Origin of the sequence: Photobacterium jeanii, from assembly GCF_001650345.1 — a bacterium.
Classification (GTDB): Bacteria; Pseudomonadota; Gammaproteobacteria; order Enterobacterales; family Vibrionaceae; genus Photobacterium; species Photobacterium jeanii.
Window position 1 is genome coordinate 25,430 of the sequence record NZ_LVHF01000011.1, and the last position, 25,893, is coordinate 51,322.

Below are 25,893 nucleotides of genomic sequence, written 5' to 3' on the forward strand. Positions count from 1 at the left end.
TTATGTCAGTGTTGAGCGACACAAGGTGGGCGTAAGAAGGAGCGATGAATGTCGAATCGTAATACGACTATTGGGATCGGTCTGGCGCTCACAACCGCAGTGTTTTGGGGCGCATTGCCGATTGCCATGAAGCAGGCGGTGGAGGTGATGTCACCTTTTACCATTGTGTGGTATCGCTTTTTAACCGCGTCGATTGGTTTAGGTTTGTGGCTTGGTGTCCGCAAACAGCTGCCAACCCGTTGGGGCGGTGGTAAAGCCAGTGCACTTATTCTGTTATTGGCAAGCGTTGGGCTTGCAGGTAACTTTGTGTTGTTTAATAGTGCGCTAGAATATTTACATCCCCCTGTGGTGCAAGTGATCATTCAGCTCGCGCCCGTGATCTTGTTGATCTCCAGTGCTTGGCTGTTTAAAGAGAAGCTCGGACGCCATCAGATCATAGGGGTGACGTGTCTGTTTCTTGGTTTGCTCTTGTTCTTTAATGAGCGTTTGTTTGAATTGTTCACCAGTTTTACTGGTTATACAGTTGGCGTATCATTAGCGGTATTGGCAGCCTTGGTATGGGTGATATACGGACTTGCCCAAAAGCAGTTGTTGCAGTTTTACTCATCGGCACAGATCTTGTTTATGATCTACGTGATTTGTGCTGTGATGCTAACGCCAATGGCAGAGCCTGAGCAGCTACTATTAATGGATTCTAGGCAGTCGGGCATGTTGATGTTCTGCTGTGTTAATACGCTTGTTGGTTATGGTGCTTTTGCAGAAGCAATGGCGCGCTGGCAGGCATCGCAAGTGAGTGCTGTGATTACATTAGCACCCTTGTTTACGATAATTTTTGTCGATTTAGCTAGTCTTGTATGGCCGCAATTCTTTGTGGCAGCACCGCTAAATAGCCTGGGTTACTTAGGTGCCTTGGTCGTTGTGAGTGGTGCAATGTTTTGTGCGATTGGACATAAGTTGATCCGTGCACGTGCTTAGGTAAGGCTGGCATAACAAGTTAATTCAGACGATGAAGGCGATTGGTCATCGTTCGTGATTAAACGCCACAGTGCGGAGAGAAGAATGAAATTTGTAGATGAAGCGGTGATCCGTGTAGACGCCGGTGATGGTGGTAACGGTACTGTTAGCTTCCGTCGTGAAAAATATGTTCCAAAAGGCGGCCCTGATGGCGGCGATGGTGGTGACGGCGGTGACGTTTACCTACTGGCGGACGAAAACCTTAATACACTGATTGATTACCGTTTTGAACGATTCCATGCTGCACAACGTGGTGAGAATGGTCGTGGTGGTAACTGTACGGGTAAACGTGGTGATGACCAAGTGTTGTCTGTGCCTGTAGGTACACGTGCGGTTGATGAAGAGACTGGTGAGGTGATTGCCGATCTAACCGAACACGGCATGAAAATCATGGTAGCGAAAGGTGGTTTCCACGGTTTGGGTAACACCCGTTTTAAATCGTCGGTAAACCGTGCGCCTCGCCAAAAAACCATGGGTACGAAAGGTGAGGTTCGTCACCTGCGCCTTGAGCTATTGCTATTGGCTGATGTGGGTATGCTGGGTCTACCTAATGCAGGTAAGTCGACCTTTATCCGCTCGGTATCGGCAGCGAAACCAAAAGTCGCTGATTACCCGTTCACCACTCTGGTACCTAGCCTAGGTGTGGTACGTGTGGGTAACGAGCGTAGCTTCGTTGTTGCAGATATTCCGGGTCTTATCGAAGGTGCTGCTGACGGTGCTGGCTTGGGTATTCGCTTCCTGAAGCACCTTGAGCGTTGTCGTGTGCTGCTTCACATGATCGATTTGCTACCAGCTGACGGTTCAGATCCGATTGAAAATGCATTCACCATTATCAACGAGCTTGAGCAGTACAGTGAAAAACTGGCGAGCAAGCCGCGTTGGTTGATCTTCAACAAAGTGGATCTACTACCTGAAGGTGAAGCGGAAGAGAAGATCACTGAGATCCTTGAAGCGCTAGCGTGGGAAGATAAGCATTACTGCATTTCTGCGATTAACCGTGAAGGTACACAGCCATTAACATACGACTTGATGGAACTGATCGAGAGCATGCCTGCTGAAAACTTCGAAGAAGAGGAAGAGGCAAAAGACGAGAAAGTTGAATTCAAGTGGGATGACTACCATACCCAGCAAGTTAAAAATGCATCGGATGCTGACGATGATGATGACGATTGGGATGATTGGGACGAAGATGATTACGATGTAGAAATCATCTACAAGCCATAATCATACTGCTGTGTAAAAAGCCGCTCTCTTGAGCGGCTTTTTTGTGCCCTGTCAACATGTCGCGGGTGGCTTTGTATGATAATACAGGGTCGTGCATTAGATGAGGGAAGAGGATGCCATCAACAAATCGGACTTTGACCGAAGCCGAACAACGTGAAATATCACGCCTTGCGGTCGGAGCGGGGCAAAAATTATTACAGCACGGGGCTGAAAGTACCTTAGTGATGGCAGTGACTCAGCGACTAGGGCTAGCGTTGGGGGTGGATAGCGTTGAGGTTTCGTTATCCGCGAGTTCAATGGTGATCACCACCTTGTATCAAGGGCGTTGTATCACCACGACTCGCCGATGTCAGGATCGTGGGATCAACATGCAGGTGGTGTCGGATATTCAGCGCATTTGTATCATGGCGGAGAAAGGACTGCTGGATATCACTGATGTCCACGAGCGTCTTGAGGCGGTAAAACCATTGCGTTATAACCGCTTATTGGTTGTTGTCATGATAGGACTGTCGTGTGCCTCGTTCAGCCGTTTGGCGGGGGGCGATTGGCCCGTGTTTGCGTTAACCTTCTTTGCTTCTGCGGTGGGAATGTTTGTACGTCAAGAGATCGCCCATGCGCATTTTAATCCGCTGGTGAACTTTGGGGTGTCTGCATTTGTGACTACCCTGATTGCCGGCTTTGGTCAGGTGTACCACATAGGTGAAGCGCCTTTCTTAGCGATGGCCTCATCGGTACTGATGTTTGTGCCGGGCTTTCCGTTGATTAATGCGGTATCTGATATGGTGAAAGGCTTTGCCAATATGGGGATCGCACGCTGGACGATGGCGAGTTTATTGACCTTGTCGACCAGCCTCGGGATTGTGGTTGCGATGAATATCTTGGGTGTGTGGGGGTGGTTATAATGATGGATTTACTGCTCGCGCTATTAAATGACATGTTCTTCGCCTCTATTCCTGCGGTTGGTTTTGCTTTGGTGTTTAATGTCCCGCAAAAGGCACTCAAGTATTGCGCCATTGGTGGGGCACTCGGTCATGGCTGTCGCTTTCTATTGATGCATTATGGGGTGCCGATTGAGTGGGCGACCTTATGTGCAGCCAGCCTAGTCGGGATGATCGGGGTTCATTGGTCACACCGTTTTCTTGCCCATCCTAAAGTCTTTACCGTCGCGGCGATGATCCCTATGGTTCCTGGGGTCTTTGCTTTTAAAGCCATGATTGCGATCGTTGAGATCAACCATCAAGGCTACAGTCCTGAGCTGATCGCTGTGTTGATGGAAAATGGCGTGAAGGCGGTATTCATCGTAGCAGCGTTGGCAATTGGACTGGCAATGCCGGGGCTATTGTTTTATCGTCGTCGCCCAGTGGTGTAATTGATAACTGATTCCCAGTGAGCGTTTGAGGAGAAATAATGAAGATCAGTATGATTGCCGCGATGGCAAACGATCGTGTGATTGGTAAAGACAATGCGATGCCGTGGCATCTTCCTGCTGATTTCGCGTGGTTTAAGCGCTCTACCCTGGGTAAACCTATTGTGATGGGCCGTAAGACCTTTGAGTCAATCGGTCGTCCATTACCTGGGCGCCACAATATTGTGATCAGCCGTAACCCTGAGTTTCAGGCTGATGGTGTGACTGTCGTTGCGGATATTGATGCCGCGATTGCTGCCGCGGGTGATGTTGCTGAGGTGATGATCATTGGTGGCGGCAGTATTTATCAAGCTTGCTTACCCAAAGCGGACCAGCTTTACCTGACGTTTATTGATGCTGAGGTTGACGGTGATACACGTTTCCCTGAGTGGGGTGAAGCGTGGACTTTGGACCATGAAGAGCATTATCAAGCCGATGAGAAAAATGCCTACGATATGCATTTTGTGGTGTTAGCTCGATAAGTACGCGTGACATGAATAACAAAGGGAAGCCAAGTCGGCTTCCCTTTTTGCTTTTAGCTCTTTGTTTTTTTGCGAATTAGTATCGGCTTCCGGCTACTAACGAGAGTCACGGTTTTCGACTCGGTGAATTAAGCATAGAGTGGACATTCGGTGACAAAGCGCTGTCCGTCCTCCCAGCGAAGCATAGTGAGACTATTGCCCCACACGCACCCTGTGTCGAGTCCAATCACTTGCGTGTCCTCATGGCCCATTAAGGCGGCCCAATGACCGAAAATGATCTTCTTATTAAGCGGTTGTGGGCGTGGTAACTCAAACCACGGCACGAGTTCGCCGACACCATCATCGCCAGGCGAGAGTTTACACGCCATATCTAAGCGGCCGTCAGGGTAGCAAAAACGCATCCGGGTAAAGGCATTGATGGTGTAGCGCAGTTGTTCAAGCTCGTTGAGATCATCACGCCAAGCGTCAGGCCCATCACCGTACATATTTTCCAGCAGCCACTCGGCGCGCTCTGAGCGTAATACGTTTTCTACTTGGCGTGCTTGTTGGTGCGCTTGGGTTAATGTCCAATCAACCGGAACCCCTGCATGCACCATTACCAATGGATGTTGTGGATGCTCAGCCAATAACGGTTGTTGGCGCAGCCAGTCGAGTAGCGCTTCACCATCAGGGGCATCAAAAATCGCTTGGGTTTTGTCTTTTTTCTTGTTCTTAGCAAAGCCTTTGGCGACGGCCAGTAGGTGTAAGTCGTGGTTACCTAAAACCACAGTCGCAGCGTCGCCTAAGCTTTTGACAAAACGTAGCGTTTCTAGAGATTGCGGCCCTCGGGCTACTAAGTCGCCCGCGAGCCAAAGTTGATCTTGTTGAGGGTTGAATTGTGCTTGGTCGAGTAGGTGAAGAAGATCGTCAAGGCAACCTTGGATGTCACCGACGAGGTAAGTAGCCATGGAGTTCCTTAATGTAAAATATTGGGAATAGCGAGGCGAAACGGGGCGATGTCAGCTTCAAAGGTTTCACCGTCGTCGGTTTGCATGGTGTAATGGCCCTGCATGACCGCGACAGGGGTTTCGATGATAGTGCCACTGGTATAGGTGTAATCATCGTTCGCTGCGATATGGGGTTGCTCTCCAACCACCCCTTCGCCTTCAATCACCAATTGCTTGCCATTGGCATCGGTAATGAGCCAGCGACGAGCGAGGAGTTGAGCATTGCCATGACCAAAGTTGGTGATGGTGATGGTGTAAGAAAAAACGAAACGTTGGTTATCAGGATCGGATTGTTCGACGAGGTAATGGGTGGCCACGTGGCACTTGATGGTCGGGTGATGTGCTTTCATAGGCTTACTTCCTTTCCTTGCTTCTTTTTATCAGCAGCGCTGAGAGCGTCACGGACGTGCGCATCTGAAGTTCGGCAGCCTCAGAGGAGGCTGCCAATTGCCATTAAGCGTGGTTGGCATCCAGCCAGTTAGCCATAGCAACAAATTGCTCCAGAGTTAGGTTCTCTGGACGCTGGCCAGGGTTAATGCCTAGCGCTTCAAGCTGCTCAACACTCATGAGTGTTTTGTAACAGTTGCGAATTGTCTTACGGCGCTGGTTGAAGCCTTCACGACAAACACGGTCTAACCACTTAAGGTTAGTACATGGGTGCGGTAAGGTTTCATATGGCGTTAGACGTACTACGGCTGAATCCACTTTTGGCGCCGGCTTGAATGACTCAGGCGGTACTTCCAATACAGGCATCACGCGGCAGTAGTACTGGGTCATCACGGTTAGACGGCCGTATGCTTTGCTACCTGGGCCTGCTGCTAAGCGGTTAACCACTTCTTTTTGCAACATGAAGTGCATATCTTCGACGTGCTGGTGGAATGACAGCAGGTGGAAGATAAGCGGTGTTGAAATGTTGTACGGCAGGTTACCGAAAATACGTAGCTTATTGTTTTCTTTAATCAGCTGCGTGAAATCGAAACGCATCGCATCGCCTTCGTGGATCGTTAGCTTATCCGCTAGATCTGGGTGATTACGAAGACGTTCAGCCAAGTCACGGTCAAGCTCGATCACAGAGAATTTATCAACCAGTTTACCCACTGGTTCTGTGATTGCTCCTAGACCAGGGCCGATCTCGATCAGGTTTTGACCTGGGCGAGGGTTGATGGCTGATACAATGCCATCAATGATGTATGGGTCATTCAAAAAGTTCTGGCCAAAGCGCTTACGGGCGCGGTGACCTAGGTGGACTTGATCGCTGCTCATGCTTGTTTTTCTACCAATTCGAGGGCGTGTGATAGCGCTGTCCAAAGGCTACCCGTGTCCGCCTGTCCAGTACCTGCGAGTTCCAGTGCGGTACCATGATCTACTGAAGTTCTGATGAAGGGCAGGCCTAACGTAATGTTGACCGAGTTACCAAAGCCTTTAAATTTCAGCACTGGTAGCCCTTGATCGTGATACATCGCCAATACCGCGTCGGCATCGGCTAAATATTTGTCTTGGAAAATAGTATCTGCCGGTAAAGGGCCGATCAGATTCATGTTTTCCTGTTGGCGAAGTTGTTCTAGGGTTGGGGTGATCACCTCGATCTCTTCCATGCCTAAACAGCCATCTTCACCAGCATGCGGGTTTAAGCCACACACGTAAATGTTGGGTTGTGCAATTCCAAATTTGGTCACCAAGTCGTGATGTAAAATACGGATAACGTCTTTAAGGCGCTCTTCGGTGACCGCTTTTGACACATAAGCCAATGGGATATGCGTGGTCACTAAAGCAACTCGTAGCCCTTCGGTGGCTAACATCATCACAACCTGTGGCGTATCTGATTGCTGAGCAAAAAACTCAGTGTGACCACTGAAAGATACCCCTGCACGGTTAATCACCCCTTTGTGTACTGGGCCTGTCACTACAGCGGCAAACTCCCCACTCATACAGCCTTTGGCGGCACGCTCTAGGGTATTTAGCACATAGTGACCATTTTGCTCGTTGAGCTCTCCCGCGACAACAGGTACGGCCAATGCACAATCAGCGACCACTAGGCTACCTGCAACATGGGGTTGTGCAGGTAGGCTTGGGTCGTAGGTACGTACATTAAGGGTGATACCTAACTGGGCTGCACGTTCTACCATAAGCTGAGCATTAGCACAAATAACAAGCTCGTGCGGCCAGTCGTGTTGCGCCATGGCTAGCACTAGGTCAGGGCCGATACCCGCGGGTTCGCCAGGAGTAATTGCGAGGCGTTTAACCTTGTCCATTTGCACCACCTTGGTCAGCGGTATTGCTATCTAGCTGCTCAATGTAAGCGCCAGCGCGTAGTTCTTGTAACCAAGCTTGAGCTTCTTCATTGAATTTGCGGCTAAAGAGAATTTGGTAAGCGCGGTTTTTAACGGCAGCGTCAGTTCGGTCGACATTACGGCGGTCCATCACTTCAACGATATGCCAGCCGTGAACGGTCTTGAACGGTTCGCTGATCACGCCTTTGCTGATGGTTTCTACTTTATCTTTGAATTCAGGTACGTAAATGTCAGGTGTGTGCCAGCCAAGTTCTCCGCCGTTAGCAGCAGAGCCAGGATCGGCACTGAGTGCTTGTGCGGCATCGGCGAAGCTACGGTCACCCGCCATAATGGCTTGGCGCGCTTGCTCTAGCTGACGTTTAGCGGCTTCATCGCTTAAGATCACTGATGTTTTTACCAAAATATGACGAGCCTTTACTTCGGTAACCGAAACGGTTTCTAGGCCTTTGGTGTCATTGATCTTGATGATGTGGTAACCAATACCGCTACGGAATGGACCAATGATCGCCCCTTTGCCGTGCGCTTTGATCTGATCGGCAAAGATGGTTGGCATTTCTTCTTGACGCATCCAGCCCCACTTACCACCTTGAAGCGCTTTTGGCCCTTTTGAGTAGGTGTACGCCATGTTGGCAAAATCAGCCCCTTGATTGAGCTGCTTCACCAAGCTTTTAGCTTGTTGTTCCGCTTCTTCGCGAGTGGCTTTATCAGCGTCGTCATCTACACGAATTTGAATATGGCTAACGTTGTATTGAACGCCTTGCAGGTTTTGCTTATTGAGCTGCTCTGCTAGGGCATCTACTTCTTGCGGTAAGATATTGATACGGCGACGCACTTGAATAGTACGGGCTTCACTAGCGGTAATGTCACGACGCATTTGCTCACGGAACATTGAATAACTAATGCCGCTCGCTGCAAGCTTTTGACGTAGCTGAGGCAAGGTCATTTTCTGTTGCTGCAGCATTTGCTGAATCGCTTGATCCAGTTTGTTATCGTCGATACGAATGCCAAACTGCTCAGCTTGCTGGATTTGCAGCGCTTCGATGATCAGTTTTTCTTTGACTTGCTCAGTCAGTACTGTGGTGTCTGGCAAGGCTTGATTTTGATCGGCAGCATTGAGGCGCACCGTTTTTAGCATCGCATCAATGTCGCTTTGTAAAATCACCCCGTCATTGACGATAGTGACAACTTTATCCATTTCCGTTGGTGCTGCGAAGCTACTGGTTGCAGCGCCAAACATCATTAACCCTAGTAGTGAGGACTTCCACTTCTTCATACTGTTTTCCATTGCGCTAAGCGCGTAAAGAGGTCTTGGTGAGAACAATAAATGTTAGACACCAAGACATGAAATTAGTTGTTGAGATTAAACGGTTGACCGTAAGCAATGGCATTGCCGCTTGCTGTTGATGCGCCAAAGCTACTCACACCCGCTAAACCAAGTAAGCTGAAAGAGATACTGTAGTTATTCTCATAGGTAGGTGTATCAAAGCGAACATCACCACGTGCTACTAAATATTTGTTGTAACCAACCGTAATTAACCAACATGAGGTACGGTAGTTCAGCGAGATCTGACTTTCGATCATTCGGCTATCATTAAGATCGTGGTAATAATCACCACGTACACTCAAGCCACCGTAAACTGGGAAGCCAGTAACAATACCCGCTTGTGAAATCCCTTTGTCTGTGTACTTGTCGATATCGTTATTGTCTTTCAGGCTACTCTTGATGTAGTCCTTGGAAACAAAGCGGTAGTTCAGCTGAGTAAAGAAGCTTGATTCGCGGTATTCCAGTGCTGAATTGGCAAATTGGATATCATTACTACCCGCATCAAACTGTAAACCTCCGTGGAAGAATAACCAATCATCGTAGTTGAAATCAGATTCTAATGCGGTAGCTGAATAGTTTGGTGTAGCCTCATCGCTGCTATCGTCAATATTGGCATTATCTTGGTTAAGATAAAAAATTTGACCGATAGATAGATTAAAGCGTTCTTTGTACTCGTTATCAAAGTAACGGGTTGAGGCACCAACTGTAAATTGGTTTGCTGCCGCAATGCGATCGACGCTGGAATAGCGTTTATCGCGGAACAAGCCGTAGTAATCGGTTTGTAACAACGTTGTATCGTATGCATCGTAAATGTTCTTTTGGTCGACACTTTGTACGTACAAATATTGAACTTGAGGTTCTAGACTTTGGGTGTAATCACTGCCCCAAATCTGAGTGTTACGTTCAAGATAAAGACCACTGTGCACGCGAATACTCGGGATAGTGCGCGATACCGTTTCTTCTAGATGTTGGTTTGCTTGTACATTCTTATCGAATTCTTGGTTGTAGTAGGTGTACATCAGCTTAGCTTCTGATGTAATTGACCACCAAGGGGTTGAATAAGGAAGCGTTAACGTTGGCTCCAAGTGAAGACGATCTGCTGATGGCTTGTTAGGATCATCGATTTCAAAACGGCTTAAGTGGCCGTTAAGTTGGAAATCAAAACCGTACGGCAAGTCAAGACGGTAATAATTCGCCTCTAGTTGTGGCATCAAGCGGTAGTTTGACGATACCCCTGTAGTTAGAGGCTGGAAGTCACGTACTCGCAAGGTGGCATCCCAGTCTTGTTCACGGTATGACGCTTCTGCTGTTTGCAGCAAGTTGTTGTCTTCACGCTTACCTATGTTAGAGGTGATATCGTTGAAGTATGCAACATCGCTGACCTTACTGTAATCAGCTGTAAATAACCAATGCCCTTGGTAGGTACCTGAGTGGTTGAAATTAAATGCCCAGCGAGCGCCAAGATCTTGATATTTTTGATCACTGCCTAGATATTCAGCTTTCAAACCACCTGAACCGAAGGTGGTCAAGTAACGGAAATCGGTATTAAGCTGTAGACCTCTGTTAGTCATATACTTAGGCGTGATTGTCATGTCGTAGTTGGGTGCTATGTTCCAGTAAAACGGGGTCATAACACTGAAACCATCACGCGAGTTCAGTTTGATATTGGGGTACAAGAAACCCGTTAAGCGCTCTTTGCCGACCGGCACTCGTAAGTACGGCAGATAGAAAATGGGTACATCCACCACCTCAAATCGTGCGTTATAAAGGTTGGCAAATGGTGAGTCGGTTTCGCGCTCAATACTGGTCGCCGAAAAACGCCAGCTCTGATCACCAGCCGGACAGGTGGTGTAAGTCCCGTTTTTCAGGCGGTAGTATTCCAGACCATCTTTGACAACTTTTTCCGCTTCACCACGGCCAGGTTCACAGGTCATGTTATAGACAGCGTTATCCATCTCTGAATCTTCGGTGTCTAAATCACTTTCCAGACGGTCAGAGAAGACTTCCATCCCACCATCGTGGAAGTACACGTTACCCTCAGCGGTCACGCTGTTATCTGGTTGATGGTAAGTGGCTGTATCTGCCGCCATAGTGCGGTGACCTTGTTTGATCACAACATCACCACTGTAGGTGACAGCAATGGCACTCTCCGCATTGGCTTCATTAGCGGCGATATGAACCGGCTCGTTATTGATATCTTGTGAGCGGTCTTGTGGAGCGATACAGGTGCCTTTGACGACTTCTAAGGTTGAAACATCGATTTCTGGTTGTGATTCTTGTGATGCTTCGTTGGTTGTATCGTTAATATTATTGGTAGTGGCTTGTGGATTGTCATCTGCCATCGCCGGTCCATAAAGGGCTAGGCTGATCATGGTCGCAAGCAAACTGCGGGAGGATAATGACATCTAATTTCACATTCCTGTATTGAATTCTTGGCGCGTCGTGAATTGGTGGCGCTTTTTACAAGCATTCCCGATAAATGACAGCTATCATAATGCAAATTCCACTCGACAGCACGTTTTCCCTCGGTACTGTTGAGCTAAATACATGTTAAACGAAATATAATTAAATCTAGCAAATTACCAGAGAGTATAGAATGCAGGTGTGGGGCAAAATACTTGGCGCATTTTTTGGTTTCCTTCTCGGTGGCCCATTTGGTTTGGTCTTAGGTCTATTTTTAGGGCATAAGTTCGATAAAGCGCGACAAAATGTTTATGGCGGTGGTTTTGGCGGCTTTGGGGGCAGTCAAGCCTCGCAAGCAGAGCGTCAGGCAGAGTTCTTCCATGCGGGCTTTGCTGTTATGGGGCATATCGCCAAAGCGAAAGGGCGAGTTACCCAAGAAGAGATCCGAGTGGCGAGTGCCATTATGGATCGCATGGGTCTGCATGGTGAATCACGTCGTCAGGCGCAAAATGCGTTTCGAGAAGGGAAAAGTGATGATTTCCCGCTTGAGCATACCTTGCAGCGTGTGCGTCAAAACTGCAGTGGTCGTATCGATTTATTGCAGTTTTTCTTAGAGCTTCAAATTCAAGCCGCTTTTGCTGATGGCACATTGCATCCGAGTGAGCGTCAAATCCTTCATATTGTGGCGCGCTACCTTGGTTTTTCCGAGCATCAACTGGAGCAACGTCTGCGGATGCAAGAAGCGGCGTTTCGTTTCCAGCAAGGTGGTGGCGGTTATCAACACCATCAACAAGGTGGTGGCTTCAAAGCGCCACCGAGCAAAGATCAGTTGGCGGCTGCTTACGATGTATTGGGGGTGAGTCCATCAGCATCGGCGCAAGAGTTAAAACGCGCCTACCGTAAGCAGATGAATGAGCATCACCCTGACAAACTGGCAGCCAAAGGTTTACCGCCAGAAATGATGGAGTTGGCGAAGCAAAAAGCGCAAGAGCTACAAGCGGCGTACGATTTGATCCGCAAAGAAAAGCATGACAAGTGATCGACAGTGTTGAGCTATTGATAGCAAACGGGAGCCTGTAAAGGCTCCCGTTTTTTGTTCATGAAAATGCGATGAGGCTTACTCTGAGTCACTTTCGGCTTGTTGGCGCGCAGCCATGGCTCTTGCGACTAGGGCTTCGTGCGCTTTGCGCTTTTCGGCGCGACGAGCTCGACGCGATTGTTTGGCTGGCTCTTGTGGGCGAGGCGGGTTTAACGGCAAGGTTTGCTGTGGCGCCTCAGGGTAAAACTCGCACGGTGCGAATAAATGCACAGGGTCATTGGTCGTAGGGTGGTAAAGGCAAAGCTCTGCGGCATGAAGCGCAAGACGTGGTGACAGTGCTTTGGCTTCCTCGTTGGCGTAAAACTCGTCCCCAACGATAGGGTGGCCCAATGCCATCATGTGCAAACGCAGTTGGTGTGAACGACCGGTGATAGGTAATAGGCGCACAAGGCTGGTGTTGTCGGCATCACGGCGCACCACTTGGTAGTGGGTGAGTGACGGCTTACCGTGGACGTGACAAATCTTTTGGCGTGGGCGGTTTTCCCAGTCGCAGATCAGCGGTAAATCAACGCTGCCCTGGTCTTGTTCGACATGACCCCACACGCGGGCGTAATACACTTTATGGGTGAGGCGCTCGCGAAATTGGAAGTGTAAGTCCCGCTCGGCTTCTTTGTTTAGCGCCATGATGATCAACCCTGAGGTCGCCATATCAAGACGGTGCACAATATGGGAATCAGAGTGCGCCTGACGCACGCGGCTGTATATGCTGTCGTGGTGCTCAGGATGGCGTCCTGGATTAGACAATAGCCCACTTGGCTTATTGAGCGCGATAAAGTCATCGTCTTGATAGAGTACATCAAGCCAAGGTTCCATCGGTGGGTTGTATTCTAATACAGGCAAAGGTTTCATAGCGGTTTACTGTGTTGTCAGTGATAAAAAAGGCCGCGCGAGGCACGGCCGTTGACTATTTTACATGATTCTACGCTTACATTACTGCAAGACGGTCTGAAAGTGGTTAGTTGTGGCTAACCGCAATCAAACGTAGCGAATCTAGCTGTACTTGCGCTTTACTGATGTAACCACTTAGTTCGCTGATTTGAGTTTCAATCAGCTCTAGCTCGTCATCACGAATGTTCGGGTTAACGGCTTTCAGTGCTTGCAGGCGATCAAGCTCGGCACGCAACGTGGTTTCCATTTCAGCATGGGCTTGTTCGCGAATGCTATCAGCCTCTTTGGCGATCTCTTTTTCAGCGTGCTCAATCAGTACGTGCACCTCTTTTTGTACTGAGTTCACTAGCTTACTACCAAGATGACGATTCACCGGACTTAGTTGGCGGTTGAAGCCTTCAAACGCCACTTGCGCTGACAAGTTATTGCCTTTGGCATCGAGCAAGATGCGGATCGGTGTTTTCGGTAGGAAGCGACCAATACCGGATTGCTTCGGCGCTTGGGCATCGACCACGTACACCAATTCCAGCAGCAAAGTACCCGCAGGTAGTGCCTTGTTCTTCAGCAGTGATACCGCAGTCGTACCGACACCTTCAGATAGCAGTAAGTCGATACCGCCTTGGATCATTGGGTGTTCCCAACTGATGAAGTGCAGATCTTCACGCGAAAGGGCGGTGTCGCGGTCAAAAGTGATGGTACAGCCGTCGTACGGTAGACCCGGGTAGCTCGCTACCATCATGTGCTCAGATGGGGTTACTACAATCGCGTTTTCGCCTTTGTCGTCTTGGTTCAAGCCAATGGTATCAAACAGACCCAACGCAAAAGTAACGAGGTTGGTGTCACCGTCTTTGGCTGCAATGCTATCGACTAGCTCGCGAGCGGCGTCACCACCGTTGGAGTGAATTTCCAATAGACGGTCACGGCCTTGCTCTAGTTTCGATTTCAGCTCGTTGTGCATCGTCGCACTTTGCTCGATCAGCGAATCTAGTGCCGCTTTATCTTGCTCGTTGTTAGAAAGCTGTGTCATCAGATCGTCACGAACATGTTCGTACACCGCACGACCAGTTGGACAGGTTTCTTCAAACGCATTCAAGCCTTCGTTGAACCAACGCGCCAGTAAGGCTTGCGAAGTTCCTTCAAGGAAAGGGACGTGGATTTCGATATCACGTTTTTGACCAATACGGTCCAAACGACCGATACGTTGCTCAAGCAAATCTGGGTTGCTTGGTAGATCGAACATCACTAGCTGGTTAGCAAACTGGAAGTTACGACCTTCAGAGCCAATCTCAGAACACAGCAGCACTTGGGCGCCGTCTTCATCTTGCGCGAAGTAAGCGGCAGCTTTATCGCGCTCAATGATCGACATTCCTTCGTGGAACACAGTGGCACGAATACCTTCGCGTTCACGCAGTGCTTGTTCTAGCGTTAGTGCGGTTTGCGCGCGAGAACAGATCACCAACACTTTCTCTTGGCGATTGGCTTTTAGCATATCTAGCAGCCAGTTAACGCGTGGGTCGAAGTTCCACCAAGTCGCGGATTCACCTTCAAACTCTTGGAAAATGTCTTCTGGGTACAGCAGTTTCAGCACTTTCTCTTCTGCGCTGACTTTCCCCATCATCATGGTCGCAACACGCATTGCGGTGGTGTACTGAGTCGGCATCGCCAACGGGTACAGATTAAGATGACGAGTTGGGAAGCCTTTCACTGCGGCGCGGGTGTTACGGAACAGAACGCGACCAGTACCGTGACGATCCATCAAGTTATCGATCAGCTCATGACGGGCTGTTTGTGCTTGCTCGTCTTCTTCGGTGCTCGATTCGATGATGCGCAGCATTGGTTCGATATCTTGCTCGGGCAGTAGCTCCGTCAGGGTGTTTTTAGCATCGTTATCCAGTTTTTCACCAGAAAGCAGACGGGAAACCGCATCGGCAACTGGTGCGTACTGACGCTCTTCTTCAACGAAGGTCTCGTAATCGTAGAAACGATCCGGATCCAGCAGGCGCAAACGGGCAAAGTGACTTTCGTGACCAAGTTGCTCTGGGGTTGCCGTTAGCAGCAGGACGCCTGGTGTCTTTTCAGCAATCGCTTCAACCACTTGATACTGACGGCTTGGCTTGTCTTCGCTCCACTCAAGGTGGTGCGCTTCATCGACCACAACCAGATCCCAGTCGGCATCTAGCGCTTGTTCAAAGCGGCGACGGCTCTTACGAAGGAAATCCAGTGAACACAGCACATATTGCGCGGTATCAAATGGGTTTGCTGAATCGGCGTATGCCTCAACACAACGTTCTTCATCAAAGATAGAGAAGTGAAGGTTGAAGCGACGCATCATCTCTACAAGCCATTGGTGCTGTAGGGTTTCAGGCACCAAGATCAGAATACGTTCAGCGCGGCCTGATAGCACTTGCTGGTGGATGATCATGCCAGCTTCGATGGTTTTACCTAAACCTACTTCATCGGCCAGTAATACGCGTGGTGCGTAACGGCGACCTACTTCATGAGCAATGAACAACTGGTGCGGGATCAAGCCTGCACGCATGCCACATAAACCACGTAGCGGACTCTTGTGCTGCTCGTATTGGTTTTTCAGTGCGCGGTAGCGTAGAGCAAAGCGATCCATGCGGTCGATTTGGCCGGCAAAGAGTTTGTCTTGCGGCTTGTTGAAACGAATTTGGTGGTTCAAGAAGATTTCGCGCAGCGCAACGTCAGATTCACCAGTATCGGTACGGGTACCAATGTAAGTGAATATCCCGCCTTCTTCTTCAACTTGCTCAACGGTCAAAGACCAACCTTCATGGCTTTCAACCACATCACCCACGTTAAACATCACACGGGTTACAGGGGCTTCGTTTCGGGAATACAAGCGGTTCTCTTCACTGGCGGAGAACATCAGGGTAACAGTACGAGCGTCGCAAGCGACCACCGTACCCAATCCTAAATCACTTTCAGTATCACTGATCCAACGTTGACCCAAAGCAAATGGCATAGTGGTTAAAACCTTCTAATTCTTTGAAAATATGGAAAATGTGTAACCGGTTTGGCTAGATAAATGTCGCTGTGTGGATGATGGTGAGCTAACGCTCAGTTATCAAACACAGCTATAAGTGTAAGCCAGAATACGAACCGGAAAAAAGGAGAGCCATGTTACTGCATGATGTGAATCAGGTCACGGTGAAAGTGCGATGAATCCGTCAAAGTGAAATTGTCACATTTATTTCAATATTATCGGTCTTTAATAGAGATAGAGGAGAAAGTGATACAGCTGTGAATAACTGTCGTACCATTAAATGAAGGTAGGCTAAAAATGCTACCGGATTAAGACCAAGGAGGTGCCTATGGGCGATTCAGATCGGAAAGTCTTTATTCTCGATACTAATATCTTGCTACACGAACCTCTCGCCATCTATTCCTTCCAAGAACACGATGTCGTGATCCCGATGACTGTGCTCGAAGAGCTCGATCGGATCAAAGACAGCAAGCGTGATGTTGCCCGTGATGCGCGGGTCGCGATTCGCGCATTGGAAGATATTTTCCACGATGCCACTCCAGAGCAAATCGCCGCCGGGATCCCATTTTCTAATCAAGCCAATCACAGTGGCACCATTGCCATTTTTGCTGATTATGAAGTGGCGGAAACGGTCCATGCCTTTATGGATAAAGCTGGTGACAACCGAATCCTCAATGGGGTGCTGTATTTGCAACAAGAGTATGCGCCACGTGAAGTGGTGTTGATCACCAAAGACATCAACATGCGTCTACGTGCCAAAGGGGCGGGGGTGTATAACGTTGATGATTACCGCTCCGATCAGCTGATTGATGATGTGAGCTTGCTGACCAAAGGGTTTGTGAAATACCCGGGACGCTTCTGGGATGTGGTTGGTGAGTGTCACTCGGAAAATCGCGGTCGTTCCACCATGCATACCTTGCCAATCAGCTTGTTTGATAAGCCGTTTGTGAATCAATATTTGATTGATGAAGAGGGTGAGTTTGCAGGGCGGATCACCCAAATCGAAGATGAAACCGTGACCATGAAAGACATAGGTCAAGAGCGGTTGATGCATCGCAAAGCCTGGGGGATCCATCCGAAGAATGTTTATCAAGGGATGGCGCTCGATGCCATGCTCGACCCTGAAATTGATTTGGTGATTCTCACTGGTCCGGCAGGGTGTGGTAAAACCATTTTGGCAATGGCGGCAGCGCTTGAGCAAGTGATTGAAAAGGGAATGTACGATAAGATCATCGTGACCCGTAATACGCCAGAAATTGCGGAGTCGATTGGTTTCCTACCGGGAACCGAGGAAGAGAAAATGATGCCGTGGTTGGCGGCGGTCACCGATACCATGGAAGCACTGCATAAGAACGATGTGTGCACCGATGGCTCGATGAAATACATATACGACAAAGCCAACATTCAATTTAAATCGATTAACTTTATGCGCGGCCGCTCGATCCAGAATGCATTTGTGTTGTTGGATGAGTGTCAGAACCTGACCGCGTCGCAAATCAAAACTATCATCACCCGTTGCGGTGAAGGTACTAAGCTAGTCTGCTCCGGTAACTTGGCGCAGATTGATTCTAACTACTTATCTCCAGTGACATCCGGTTTAACCTATATTGTTGAGCGCTTCAAAAACTTCGAAGGTAGCGCCAACGTGTATCTCAACGGGGTTGTTCGTAGCCGCTTGGCTGAATTTGCAGAAGAAAACCTCTAATCGTCTTTTAAACCTAAATACATTATCGAATTAACAATAAAGGGAGCGGTTATCGCTCCCTTTATGTCGCTTGGGCATGACGCTTGGTGACTCGGTTTAGCCTATGGCTGTTGCATTGGTTTAAAGCCCGAGGTAGTGCTTGAGCGCTTCGTCTTGTGGGTTATCTAGCACTTTTGCTGTCTCACCAAAGACCCGAACTTGTCCTTTGGCAATAAATGCGCACTTGTTGGCAATTTTGCGTACATCATCAGGGCTGTGGGTCACCATCACTACAGTCGTGCCTTGCTCTTGTGCCAAGCTGCGGACCAGTTCCAGCATTTCTTTGCGTAGCGCTGGGTCTAATGCCGAAAAGGGTTCATCTAGCAGTAACAATGGACGCTGGCGTACCAAGCATCGTGCTAAGGCCACTCGTTGTTTTTGACCGCCAGATAGTTGCTCGGGCAAGCGATCTAAGTAAGGTTGAATGCCGACACGAGCCGCTGCAACCACAATGGCCTCTTTGTCGCTTTGGCTGAGTGTTAACCCAGGGTGAATACCCAACCCAATGTTTTCCGATACCGTTAAGTGAGGGAACAGGTTGTGCTCTTGAAATAGCATTGAGAGCGGGCGCTCAGCTGGGCTTTGCTGGTGAATGGCTTGATGATTGATCGTCAGTTTGCCGTTATCAGGGGCTAAAAAGCCCGCCACCATTGCCAAGAGGGTGCTTTTGCCGGCACCACTTGGACCAATTAAGGCGACAATATCGCCCTGTTCAACACTGAGTGAAAACGACAGAGTGAGCGCATTACCTTGTGGTGTTAGCGACTGATAGTGGTGAGTTAAATCTTGTAATGTCAGCATATTATTTTTTCCGCAACAGCACGTTTTCTACCAAGGTGAATAAGCCCAAACTGAGCAGCAGCAAGATCAAAGCCGCCACTGCAGCGGCGTCCATTTGGTAGCTACCTAGCAGCTCGAATAAGTACAGTGGTAAGGTTTGGAATGATTGGCTGCCAAATAAGGCAATAGCACTGAGATCGCCTAGTGATAACACAAAGCTGATCGCCATCGCTTGTGCCAGTGGTTTGCGTAGTGCTCGCCATTCGACTAAGCGTAATCGCGCTAATCCCGTCATGCCTAAGCTATCGCACAATGGGTTAAATTGTTGAGCGAGGTGCAACATAGGTTGGCTTAGCGTTTTGATCACATACGGCAGCGCCATTAAGGCATTGACCATGACCACCACCCAGTAGGCGAGGGCAAAAGCATCGGTAAATTGGCGCAGTAGCAGAAATAGCCCAGTGCTGAGTACTAGCCCAGGGGTGACCAAAATAATGGCTCCGATCAACTCAATGCCATCTGCTTGCCATTTGTGTTGCTGCAAGCGCCACTGACGGCTGGTCAGTAATATCGCAATGCCCGCTATCAAGGCAATGGCACAGGCCATGACTGCAATTTTGAGTGAGTTAGCGACCGCTTGCCACAGATTGCTCGCGCTGAGTTGAGTGACCAGTTCACTATTTAGCCCAGAGAGCACCACGCTCAATAGTGGCGGAAGTACCAGTAAACAAGCCGTGATGATCCATAGTCCATCCCAAATGCGGCTTTGCCAGCGAGCACTATCGTCAAGCGCTAGGCGGTTAAAGGTGCCCGTTAAGGTCGGTAATGGTTTAGCAAAACGCTGTGATGTTAATACTAAGATGCTACACAACAGCATTTGCCACAGTGCGAGGATCGCACCGCCTGCTAAGTCGAAGTCGTAACGCAGCGCTTGGTAAATGGCGAGCTCTATGGTGGTCGCTTTAGGACCGCCCCCCAGTGACATTACCACCGCAAAACTGGTGAAACACAGCATGAAGATCAGACCGATCACATGAGGAAGTTGTTGGCGAAGCCGCGGCCAAGCCACCAGTTTAAATTTGTGCCAGCCTTCTAACCCTAAGTGGGCGGCGAGTTGGTGTTGCTCGTAAGGGATCCCTTCTAGGCTTTGCAATAACAACCGAGCCGCCAGAGGCAGGTTTAAGAACACATGCGCCAATAAAATCCCGCTTAAACCATAGATATTAAGCCCAAGTTCGAAACCAAGCTGAGCTGCCCATTGGTTGAGCAAGCCGCTCTTACCGTAAATCGATAATAAGCCAAAGACCGCCACCAACACAGGTAATACCAAAGTCATCGCAAATATGCGCAGCAGTAAAGCACGACCGATAAACTGACGGCGTGATAGAGCATAGGCTATCGGTATGGCAGGGACGACGCTTAACACCGTTGATAACAGGGCTTGGTAAAAGCTAAAGCCAGTAACATGACGTAAGTAAGGATCTTGCCATAATTGCCACGGTGCTAGCGCATCGGCTTGGTTGAGTAGCGCACCGATAGCCGAAGCCATCAATGCGACGATGAGCCCGGCAGCAATTAGGCCGGGCACGGTAGTGGTGAAGCGGGATTTCAAGGTGTGGGTTCCAACTTGCTATAAGATTGGCAGTTAACGGCTAACCCTTATTGGGTTAGCGCATGTTGCCATTCTCGGATCCAACTGCGGCGCTGCTTCGCGACATCGTTGGCATCGAACTCGAGTGCTTTGGCTGGTACTGTAAGTTGTTTAAACCCTTGCGGTAGGGTTTGTTGAGTAACTGGGTACATCCAGTTGCCCGTCGCCATATTAGACTGGAAGCCGTCGCTTAAAATGAAGGTCATAAACTGATCGGCAAGTTGCGGTTGTGGGCTATTTTTTAACTTAGCCGCCACTTCCACTTGCATGTAGTGACCTTCGCTAAAGTCTGCCGCTTTATATTGGTTCTTTTGTTCGGCAATGATGTGGTAAGCCGGTGAGGTGGTGTAAGACAGCACCATGTCCGCTTCGCCTTTCAAGAACATGCTGTAGGCTTCAGACCAGCCTTTGGTAACGGTAACCGTTTTCTTCGCCAGTTGTTGCCATGCTTCGCTTGCTTGTTCGCCGTACACAGATTTCAGCCACAGCATCAAGCCTTGGCCTGGTGTTGAGGTGCGTGGGTCTTGGTACAGGATGGAGAGATCTTTACGTTCTACCAACTCTTTGAGGCTTTTCGGTGGGTTAGCCAGCTTGTCGCTGTCGTACACAAATGCGAAGTAACCGTAATCGTAAGGGACAAAGGTGGTATCGCTCCAACCGTTAGGAAGCGTCACTTTCGTCGTATCTACCTTATGCTCTGCCAGCAATCCGGTTTGCTTTGCCTCGGCAATCAAGTTGTTATCCAGCCCCAACAGAATATCGGCTTTGCTGCTTTTGCCTTCAAGACGCACACGGTTGAGGATCGACACGCCATCATCTAGCGCCACCAAGTTCAAGTGACAGTCACACTCGGCTTCAAACGCTTTTTTAATCGCGGGGCCCGGGCCCCAATCAGAGGCAAATGAGCTGTAGGTATAAACCGTCAGTGTTGGCTGAGCCGCCATGGCTGAGCCTGTCGCAAGGGTTAACGTGAGTAGTGGTAGTAGTTTTTTCACAAAGCGCTCCTGATGCCGATGCATCCTGCTGGCAAGAAATCAAATGAGCGAGGGATGAGAAAAAGGTGGCTGGATAAGTTCACTGTTACTTCAATGGGTAACAGTTAGATCAGCGACTTCTCAATTCCTACGCCAGTATTAGCTGGTTCAGGTTCTGTGGGTTCTGCGTATGCAATCTCAGCGTCAACCTAAGATGTTGTTTGTTGGCTAACAAGTATCTTCTTAGGCTAGCTCCCCAATGAGAACGTCGTCATTGTAATAGTGCCTGTCAAGGGTTACTAGGGTCGAGGCACAATCATTGGCATTATTTTGCCTCGTTGAGCGCCCAATCATAGTCGTAATCGACATTTTGCAGCTTGATTGGCGTGGTTCGGTATTGGTTGAGGTGCTGCTCGAGCTGACTCTCATTACCAAAATCACTGGCGTACCAGTCATAAATTGACGATAGGGTGACTTCATTGGCTTGCACTTCAACGCCTTTGGCGCTGTTAATAAATTGTTTGGCGGCAAGGTTCAGTAAGTGGTCACTATTGCTGGCGGTGAATGCATGCGGTTGTAAGTTCGGGCAACCTAAGCTGGCGCAGTTGACGGCGTAGTGAATGCGGTTGTCTTGCCAGATTGGGCGAAGGATGCGGTGTTCGATGTCGTTCAAGGTCAGCGTTTTGCCGTTGATGGTAACCACATCATCATTCCAAGGGCCAAAACTAAAGACACCACCTAGTTTGGTGATTGATTTAAGTGGGTAGTTATCAACGATCAGTTTGACGGTGAGGGCGTTATACAAGTTAACCCAGTAAGCAAATTGCTCGGCTTTGCGGTATTCCAGCGGATTGAGCTTGCTCATATCGCGTAAGTAGCGGTCGAGTTGCCATTTATCATCATCGCTAAAATTGCGGTAATTCACCAAAGTTTGTGAGTCTTGTTGTGACAGGTAACGATTGAGAAGGTCTTGCCATATCTGATGATTGATCGGCAGGGTATTGGCTTCGTTGCTCTGTTGCCAGTACGGCCAGAGCTCAGCTTTGGGGGCGGCGAAAGCTGTGGTGCTAATCGCTATCAGGGCGATAAGAAATACGCGAACGGATGAAAGTACACGAGCAGTCATGGGCAACCTTTTCAATCTGGGTATATAGCCACTATAGACCGAAGGCGCGACTTTTTTCTTTCAGATAACATTCAACATCTTTTCGTAGAACGTTTTTTCGTAGAGCATAGGTTTTACGAATGAAACCGTGGCAAATGAAGTCGCAAGAAATGGAACTGCGAGCAAAGACGGTAAATAAAACAAAGGTAAGTAGTTACTTACCTTTGTTTGAAGCGGTTTTGGTGTGAACCGCAATATTAAGGGCTTAAGCTAAGAACGCGGGAATATTTTGTTCGTAGTCAGCGATTTTATCTTCGTGTTGTAGAGTTAAGCCGATGTTGTCTAAGCCATTGAGTAGACAGTGGCGGCGAAACTCATCGATTTCAAAGCGATACGTTTTGCCGTTAGCGGACACTAACATGGCCTCAAGATCGACCGTGATTTGGGCGCCTTCGCTTGATTCGACATACTGGAATAACTCATCCACTTCCGTTTCGGTTAAACGTACCGGCACCATTTGGTTGTTGATGGAGTTACCGTAAAAAATATCGGCAAAGCTCGGGGCTATCATGACTTGGATACCGTAATCCGCCAGAGCCCAAGGGGCGTGCTCTCGGGATGAGCCACAACCAAAGTTTTCTCGCGCCAGTAAAATGCTGGCACTTTGGTAACGAGGGGCATTCATCACGAACTCAGGGTTCGCTTTGCTACCTGCGTCATCGAGAAAGCGCCAGTCGTGGAAGAGGTGTTTACCAAATCCGGTGCGGGTGACTTTTTGTAAAAACTGTTTAGGAATGATGGCATCCGTGTCGATATTGGCAATATCAAGCGGCACGACCAAGCCTGTATGTTGTTTAAAACCTGCCATTGTACTTTTCCTCTTGATTTAAGCCGTGGTGCTTTCTAGTTCACGAATATCGACAAAGTGTCCTGCGCACGCTGCTGCCGCCGCCATCGCAGGGCTGACAAGGTGAGTACGACCATCGCGCCCTTGGCGACCTTCAAAGTTACGGTTACTGGTTGAAGCGCAGCGCTCTTTTGGCCCAAGGCGGTCGTTGTTCATCGCCAGACACATAGAACAACCCGGTAAGCGCCATTCAAAACCAGCCTCGATAAAGATTTTATCCAGCCCTTCTTGCTCAGCTTGTGCTTTGACTTGCTCTGAGCCCGGCACTACTAGCGCTTGGACATGAGCGGCCACTTTGCGCCCTTTCGCGATTGCCGCTGCTGCGCGCATGTCTTCAATTCGCGAGTTGGTGCACGAGCCAATGAAGACTTTATCAATGGCAAAATCAGACAATTTTTTGCCTGCTTCCAGTCCCATGTAGGCTAGCGCTTTTTCCGCTGAGGCTTTTTCAACCGGATCGGCAAAATCAGCGGGAGTTGGGATTGGCGCATCAATGGCAATCACCTGACCCGGATTGGTTCCCCAAGTGACTTGTGGTTTGATATCACGCGCATCTAAAGTCACAGTGGTATCAAATTCAGCGCCTGCATCGGTTTTCAATGTTTCCCAGTAAGCAATCGCTTGTTCAAGGTTTTGCCCGGCAGGGGAGAATTTACGATCTTTAATGTAATCGTAAGTGGTTTGGTCTGGGGCTATTAATCCAGCTTTGGCTCCGAGTTCGATAGCCATGTTACAGACGGTCATGCGCCCTTCCATCGATAGATCGGTAATGGCTTGGCCGCAAAACTCGACCACGTGACCTGTACCGCCCGCTGCTGTGGTCTTGCCAATGATGGCAAGCACGATATCTTTGGCGGTGATCCCCGGTGCAACCTTGCCTTTGACCTCAATTTTCATGGTCTTTGCGCGAGCTTGTTTTAGGGTTTGGGTTGCAAGTACGTGCTCCACTTCTGACGTCCCAATACCAAATGCTAGGGCACCGAAGGCACCATGAGTCGCGGTATGCGAATCACCACATACTATGGTCATCCCCGGTAGGGTAATGCCCAGCTCAGGTCCCATCACATGAACGATCCCTTGGTATTCATGGTTAAGATCGTACAGCGTGACGCCAAACTCTTCACAGTTTTTCGCGAGCGTTTCCATTTGGATCCGCGCCATTTCGCCTGAGGCTTTGATGTCTTTGGTTTGGGTTGAGACATTGTGATCCATAGTGGCAAAGGTTTTGCTCACCTGACGGACTTTACGTCCTTTTTCACGTAAGCCATCAAAGGCTTGGGGCGAAGTCACTTCATGCACGAGGTGACGGTCGATATACAGGATTGGGTTTTCGCCTTGTGCCGCGACCGCAACGTGGGCATCGTAAATTTTTTCGTATAGCGTCTGTGGCGCTTTATCTTGGTGTTGTGTTGCTGACATTGCTCGGTGCTCCTTGCCGGTCGTGATTATGCTTGGCGGATGTAAGCCGCGATCTTATCGCCCATTTCGCTGGTGGTTAGCGCAGGGCTGTCACCCGCAAGATCGGCAGTTAGCTCGCCAGCTTCTAGTGCTTGAGCAACGGCTTGCTCGATAGTACGGGCGGCATCTTCTTCACCTAGGCTGTAACGTAGCATCAGTGCGGTTGACAGAATTTGTGCCACTGGGTTAGCGATGTTTTTGCCTGCGATATCCGGAGCAGAGCCACCCGCGGGCTCGTACATACCGAACTTATCTTGATTTAAACTCGCCGATGGCAGCATGCCCATTGAGCCGGTGATCATGGCGCATTCATCGGAGATAATGTCGCCAAAGATGTTAGAGCACAGCATGACATCAAACTGAGCCGGATCTTTGATGAGCTGCATGGTCGCGTTATCAATGTACATATGGTTCAGGGTGACCTGTGGGTAGTCTTTCGCGACCTCTTCGACCACTTCTCGCCATAGGATTGAGCTTTGCAGTACGTTGGCTTTATCAATCGAGTACACGTTCTTGTTACGAAGCATGGCTGATTCAAACGCGATACGGGCAATACGCTCGATTTCGTAGCGGTGGTAGACCTCGGTATCAAAGGCTTTTTCTTGCGGCCCTTCACCTTCGCGCCCTTTTGGCTGACCAAAGTAGATCCCGCCCGTTAGTTCACGCACCACCACGATATCAAAACCGCGCTCGGAGATATCGGCACGCAATGGTGAGAATTTTTCTAATCCACTGTGGATTTGCGCTGGACGTAGGTTACAAAACAGTTGGAAGTGCTTGCGCAGTGGTAGTAGGGCGCCGCGCTCTGGTTGCTCATCGGGCGGCAGGTTTTCCCACTTAGGTCCACCTACTGAGCCAAATAGCACCGCGTCTGAATCTTCACAGCCTTTTAGAGTGGCATCGGGCAGTGGACAGCCATGGTTATCAATCGCAATGCCGCCGACATCAAATTCGTTGCGAGTAAAGGTAAGATCAAACTTGGCTTCAACAGCGTCTAGGACTTTATGGGCTTGCTGCATCACTTCTGGGCCAATGCCATCACCGGGTAAAACGGCAATCTTATAGGTACCTGCCATGGTTATCTGTCTCCGTAATTTGAGTTATATCCGTTAAATTTTCGGGGACGGGGACGCTTTGTACGTCCCCATCCT

The 25,893-nt window shown here is 49.2% G+C and carries 22 protein-coding genes and 1 riboswitch; of the genes, 7 read left to right on the forward strand and 15 right to left on the reverse strand.

Annotation, left to right across the window (positions count from 1 at the left end; all coding sequences use genetic code 11):
* Positions 1 to 48 precede the first annotated feature (48 nt).
* The 5 genes from A3K86_RS01050 (at position 49) to folA (ending at position 4,125) form a co-directional block, all read left to right on the forward strand.
* Positions 49 to 975: a DMT family transporter gene (locus A3K86_RS01050; RefSeq protein WP_068326384.1), complete on the forward strand. Its 927-nt coding sequence runs from the start codon at positions 49 to 51 to the stop codon at positions 973 to 975.
* An 84-nt stretch (positions 976 to 1,059) separates the two neighbouring features.
* Positions 1,060 to 2,238, forward strand: coding sequence for an Obg family GTPase CgtA (cgtA, locus tag A3K86_RS01055; protein WP_068326387.1), 1,179 nt, complete (start codon positions 1,060 to 1,062; stop codon positions 2,236 to 2,238).
* Between the two features lie 113 nt (positions 2,239 to 2,351).
* Positions 2,352 to 3,140, forward strand: coding sequence for a threonine/serine exporter family protein (locus A3K86_RS01060; protein WP_068326390.1), 789 nt, complete (start codon positions 2,352 to 2,354; stop codon positions 3,138 to 3,140).
* Positions 3,140 to 3,607, forward strand: coding sequence for a threonine/serine exporter family protein (locus tag A3K86_RS01065; protein WP_068326393.1), 468 nt, complete (start codon positions 3,140 to 3,142; stop codon positions 3,605 to 3,607). Before A3K86_RS01060 ends, A3K86_RS01065 begins: the two co-directional genes overlap by 1 nt.
* A gap of 38 nt (positions 3,608 to 3,645) precedes the next feature.
* Complete coding sequence (gene folA, locus A3K86_RS01070) at positions 3,646 to 4,125, forward strand: type 3 dihydrofolate reductase (RefSeq protein ID WP_068326396.1); 480 nt, start codon at positions 3,646 to 3,648, stop codon at positions 4,123 to 4,125.
* 128 nt (positions 4,126 to 4,253) lie between these two features.
* On the opposite strand, the gene A3K86_RS01075 is transcribed toward folA, so the two are convergent.
* The 6 genes from A3K86_RS01075 to lptD all read right to left on the reverse strand — a co-directional run bounded on the left by A3K86_RS01075 (position 4,254) and on the right by lptD (position 11,131).
* A complete protein-coding gene (locus A3K86_RS01075; protein ID WP_068326399.1) occupies positions 4,254 to 5,072 on the reverse strand; it encodes a symmetrical bis(5'-nucleosyl)-tetraphosphatase in 819 nt (272 codons plus the stop codon).
* Between the two features lie 8 nt (positions 5,073 to 5,080).
* Entirely contained in the window at positions 5,081 to 5,461 is a 381-nt protein-coding gene (apaG, locus tag A3K86_RS01080) for a Co2+/Mg2+ efflux protein ApaG (RefSeq protein WP_068326402.1), read from the reverse strand.
* A 103-nt stretch (positions 5,462 to 5,564) separates the two neighbouring features.
* Positions 5,565 to 6,374, reverse strand: coding sequence for a 16S rRNA (adenine(1518)-N(6)/adenine(1519)-N(6))-dimethyltransferase RsmA (gene rsmA, locus A3K86_RS01085; RefSeq protein ID WP_068326405.1), 810 nt, complete (start codon positions 6,372 to 6,374; stop codon positions 5,565 to 5,567).
* Positions 6,371 to 7,363 (reverse strand): 4-hydroxythreonine-4-phosphate dehydrogenase PdxA, encoded by a 993-nt coding sequence (gene pdxA / locus A3K86_RS01090; protein ID WP_068326408.1) that lies wholly within the window; start codon positions 7,361 to 7,363, stop codon positions 6,371 to 6,373. The genes rsmA and pdxA overlap by 4 nt, the downstream gene beginning before the upstream one ends.
* Positions 7,350 to 8,675 carry a peptidylprolyl isomerase SurA gene (surA, locus tag A3K86_RS01095; protein ID WP_068326412.1) on the reverse strand — a complete coding sequence of 442 codons (1,326 nt, stop codon included), beginning with the start codon at positions 8,673 to 8,675 and terminating at the stop codon, positions 7,350 to 7,352. The genes pdxA and surA overlap by 14 nt, the downstream gene beginning before the upstream one ends.
* A 74-nt stretch (positions 8,676 to 8,749) precedes the next feature.
* On the reverse strand, positions 8,750 to 11,131 hold the full coding sequence (gene lptD / locus A3K86_RS01100; RefSeq protein WP_068326415.1) for an LPS assembly protein LptD: 2,382 nt from the start codon (positions 11,129 to 11,131) through the stop codon (positions 8,750 to 8,752).
* Positions 11,132 to 11,322: 191 nt separating this feature from the next.
* On the opposite strand from lptD, the gene djlA reads away from it, so the two are divergent.
* On the forward strand, positions 11,323 to 12,168 hold the full coding sequence (gene djlA / locus A3K86_RS01105; RefSeq protein WP_068326417.1) for a co-chaperone DjlA: 846 nt from the start codon (positions 11,323 to 11,325) through the stop codon (positions 12,166 to 12,168).
* A 78-nt stretch (positions 12,169 to 12,246) separates the two neighbouring features.
* On the opposite strand, the gene rluA is transcribed toward djlA, so the two are convergent.
* Together rluA and rapA are read right to left on the reverse strand one after the other, a co-directional pair.
* Entirely contained in the window at positions 12,247 to 13,077 is an 831-nt protein-coding gene (rluA, locus tag A3K86_RS01110) for a bifunctional tRNA pseudouridine(32) synthase/23S rRNA pseudouridine(746) synthase RluA (protein WP_068326420.1), read from the reverse strand.
* A gap of 106 nt (positions 13,078 to 13,183) precedes the next feature.
* Positions 13,184 to 16,102, reverse strand: coding sequence for an RNA polymerase-associated protein RapA (gene rapA / locus A3K86_RS01115; RefSeq protein ID WP_068326422.1), 2,919 nt, complete (start codon positions 16,100 to 16,102; stop codon positions 13,184 to 13,186).
* Between the two features lie 349 nt (positions 16,103 to 16,451).
* Between rapA and A3K86_RS01120 the strand changes: the two genes are divergently transcribed.
* Positions 16,452 to 17,828 (forward strand): PhoH family protein, encoded by a 1,377-nt coding sequence (locus A3K86_RS01120; protein WP_068326425.1) that lies wholly within the window; start codon positions 16,452 to 16,454, stop codon positions 17,826 to 17,828.
* Between the two features lie 120 nt (positions 17,829 to 17,948).
* Here the strand turns inward: A3K86_RS01120 and thiQ are convergent, their stop codons facing one another.
* The 7 genes from thiQ to leuB all read right to left on the reverse strand — a co-directional run bounded on the left by thiQ (position 17,949) and on the right by leuB (position 25,818).
* Entirely contained in the window at positions 17,949 to 18,668 is a 720-nt protein-coding gene (gene thiQ / locus A3K86_RS01125) for a thiamine ABC transporter ATP-binding protein (protein ID WP_068326428.1), read from the reverse strand.
* A gap of 1 nt (position 18,669) precedes the next feature.
* Positions 18,670 to 20,259: a thiamine/thiamine pyrophosphate ABC transporter permease ThiP gene (gene thiP, locus A3K86_RS01130; protein WP_068326431.1), complete on the reverse strand. Its 1,590-nt coding sequence runs from the start codon at positions 20,257 to 20,259 to the stop codon at positions 18,670 to 18,672.
* A gap of 47 nt (positions 20,260 to 20,306) precedes the next feature.
* On the reverse strand, positions 20,307 to 21,317 hold the full coding sequence (thiB, locus tag A3K86_RS01135) for a thiamine ABC transporter substrate binding subunit (protein ID WP_084406459.1): 1,011 nt from the start codon (positions 21,315 to 21,317) through the stop codon (positions 20,307 to 20,309).
* A gap of 83 nt (positions 21,318 to 21,400) precedes the next feature.
* A riboswitch (TPP riboswitch) is annotated at positions 21,401 to 21,541 on the reverse strand.
* Positions 21,542 to 21,597: 56 nt separating this feature from the next.
* Positions 21,598 to 22,398, reverse strand: a complete 801-nt coding sequence (locus A3K86_RS01140) for a DUF547 domain-containing protein (RefSeq protein WP_068326437.1) — start codon at positions 22,396 to 22,398, stop codon at positions 21,598 to 21,600.
* A gap of 244 nt (positions 22,399 to 22,642) precedes the next feature.
* Positions 22,643 to 23,245 carry a 3-isopropylmalate dehydratase small subunit gene (gene leuD / locus A3K86_RS01145; RefSeq protein WP_068326440.1) on the reverse strand — a complete coding sequence of 201 codons (603 nt, stop codon included), beginning with the start codon at positions 23,243 to 23,245 and terminating at the stop codon, positions 22,643 to 22,645.
* Positions 23,246 to 23,263: 18 nt separating this feature from the next.
* Positions 23,264 to 24,703, reverse strand: a complete 1,440-nt coding sequence (gene leuC / locus A3K86_RS01150) for a 3-isopropylmalate dehydratase large subunit (protein ID WP_068326443.1) — start codon at positions 24,701 to 24,703, stop codon at positions 23,264 to 23,266.
* A 26-nt stretch (positions 24,704 to 24,729) separates the two neighbouring features.
* A complete protein-coding gene (gene leuB, locus A3K86_RS01155; protein ID WP_068326444.1) occupies positions 24,730 to 25,818 on the reverse strand; it encodes a 3-isopropylmalate dehydrogenase in 1,089 nt (362 codons plus the stop codon).
* Between the last annotated feature and the right edge of the window lie 75 nt (positions 25,819 to 25,893).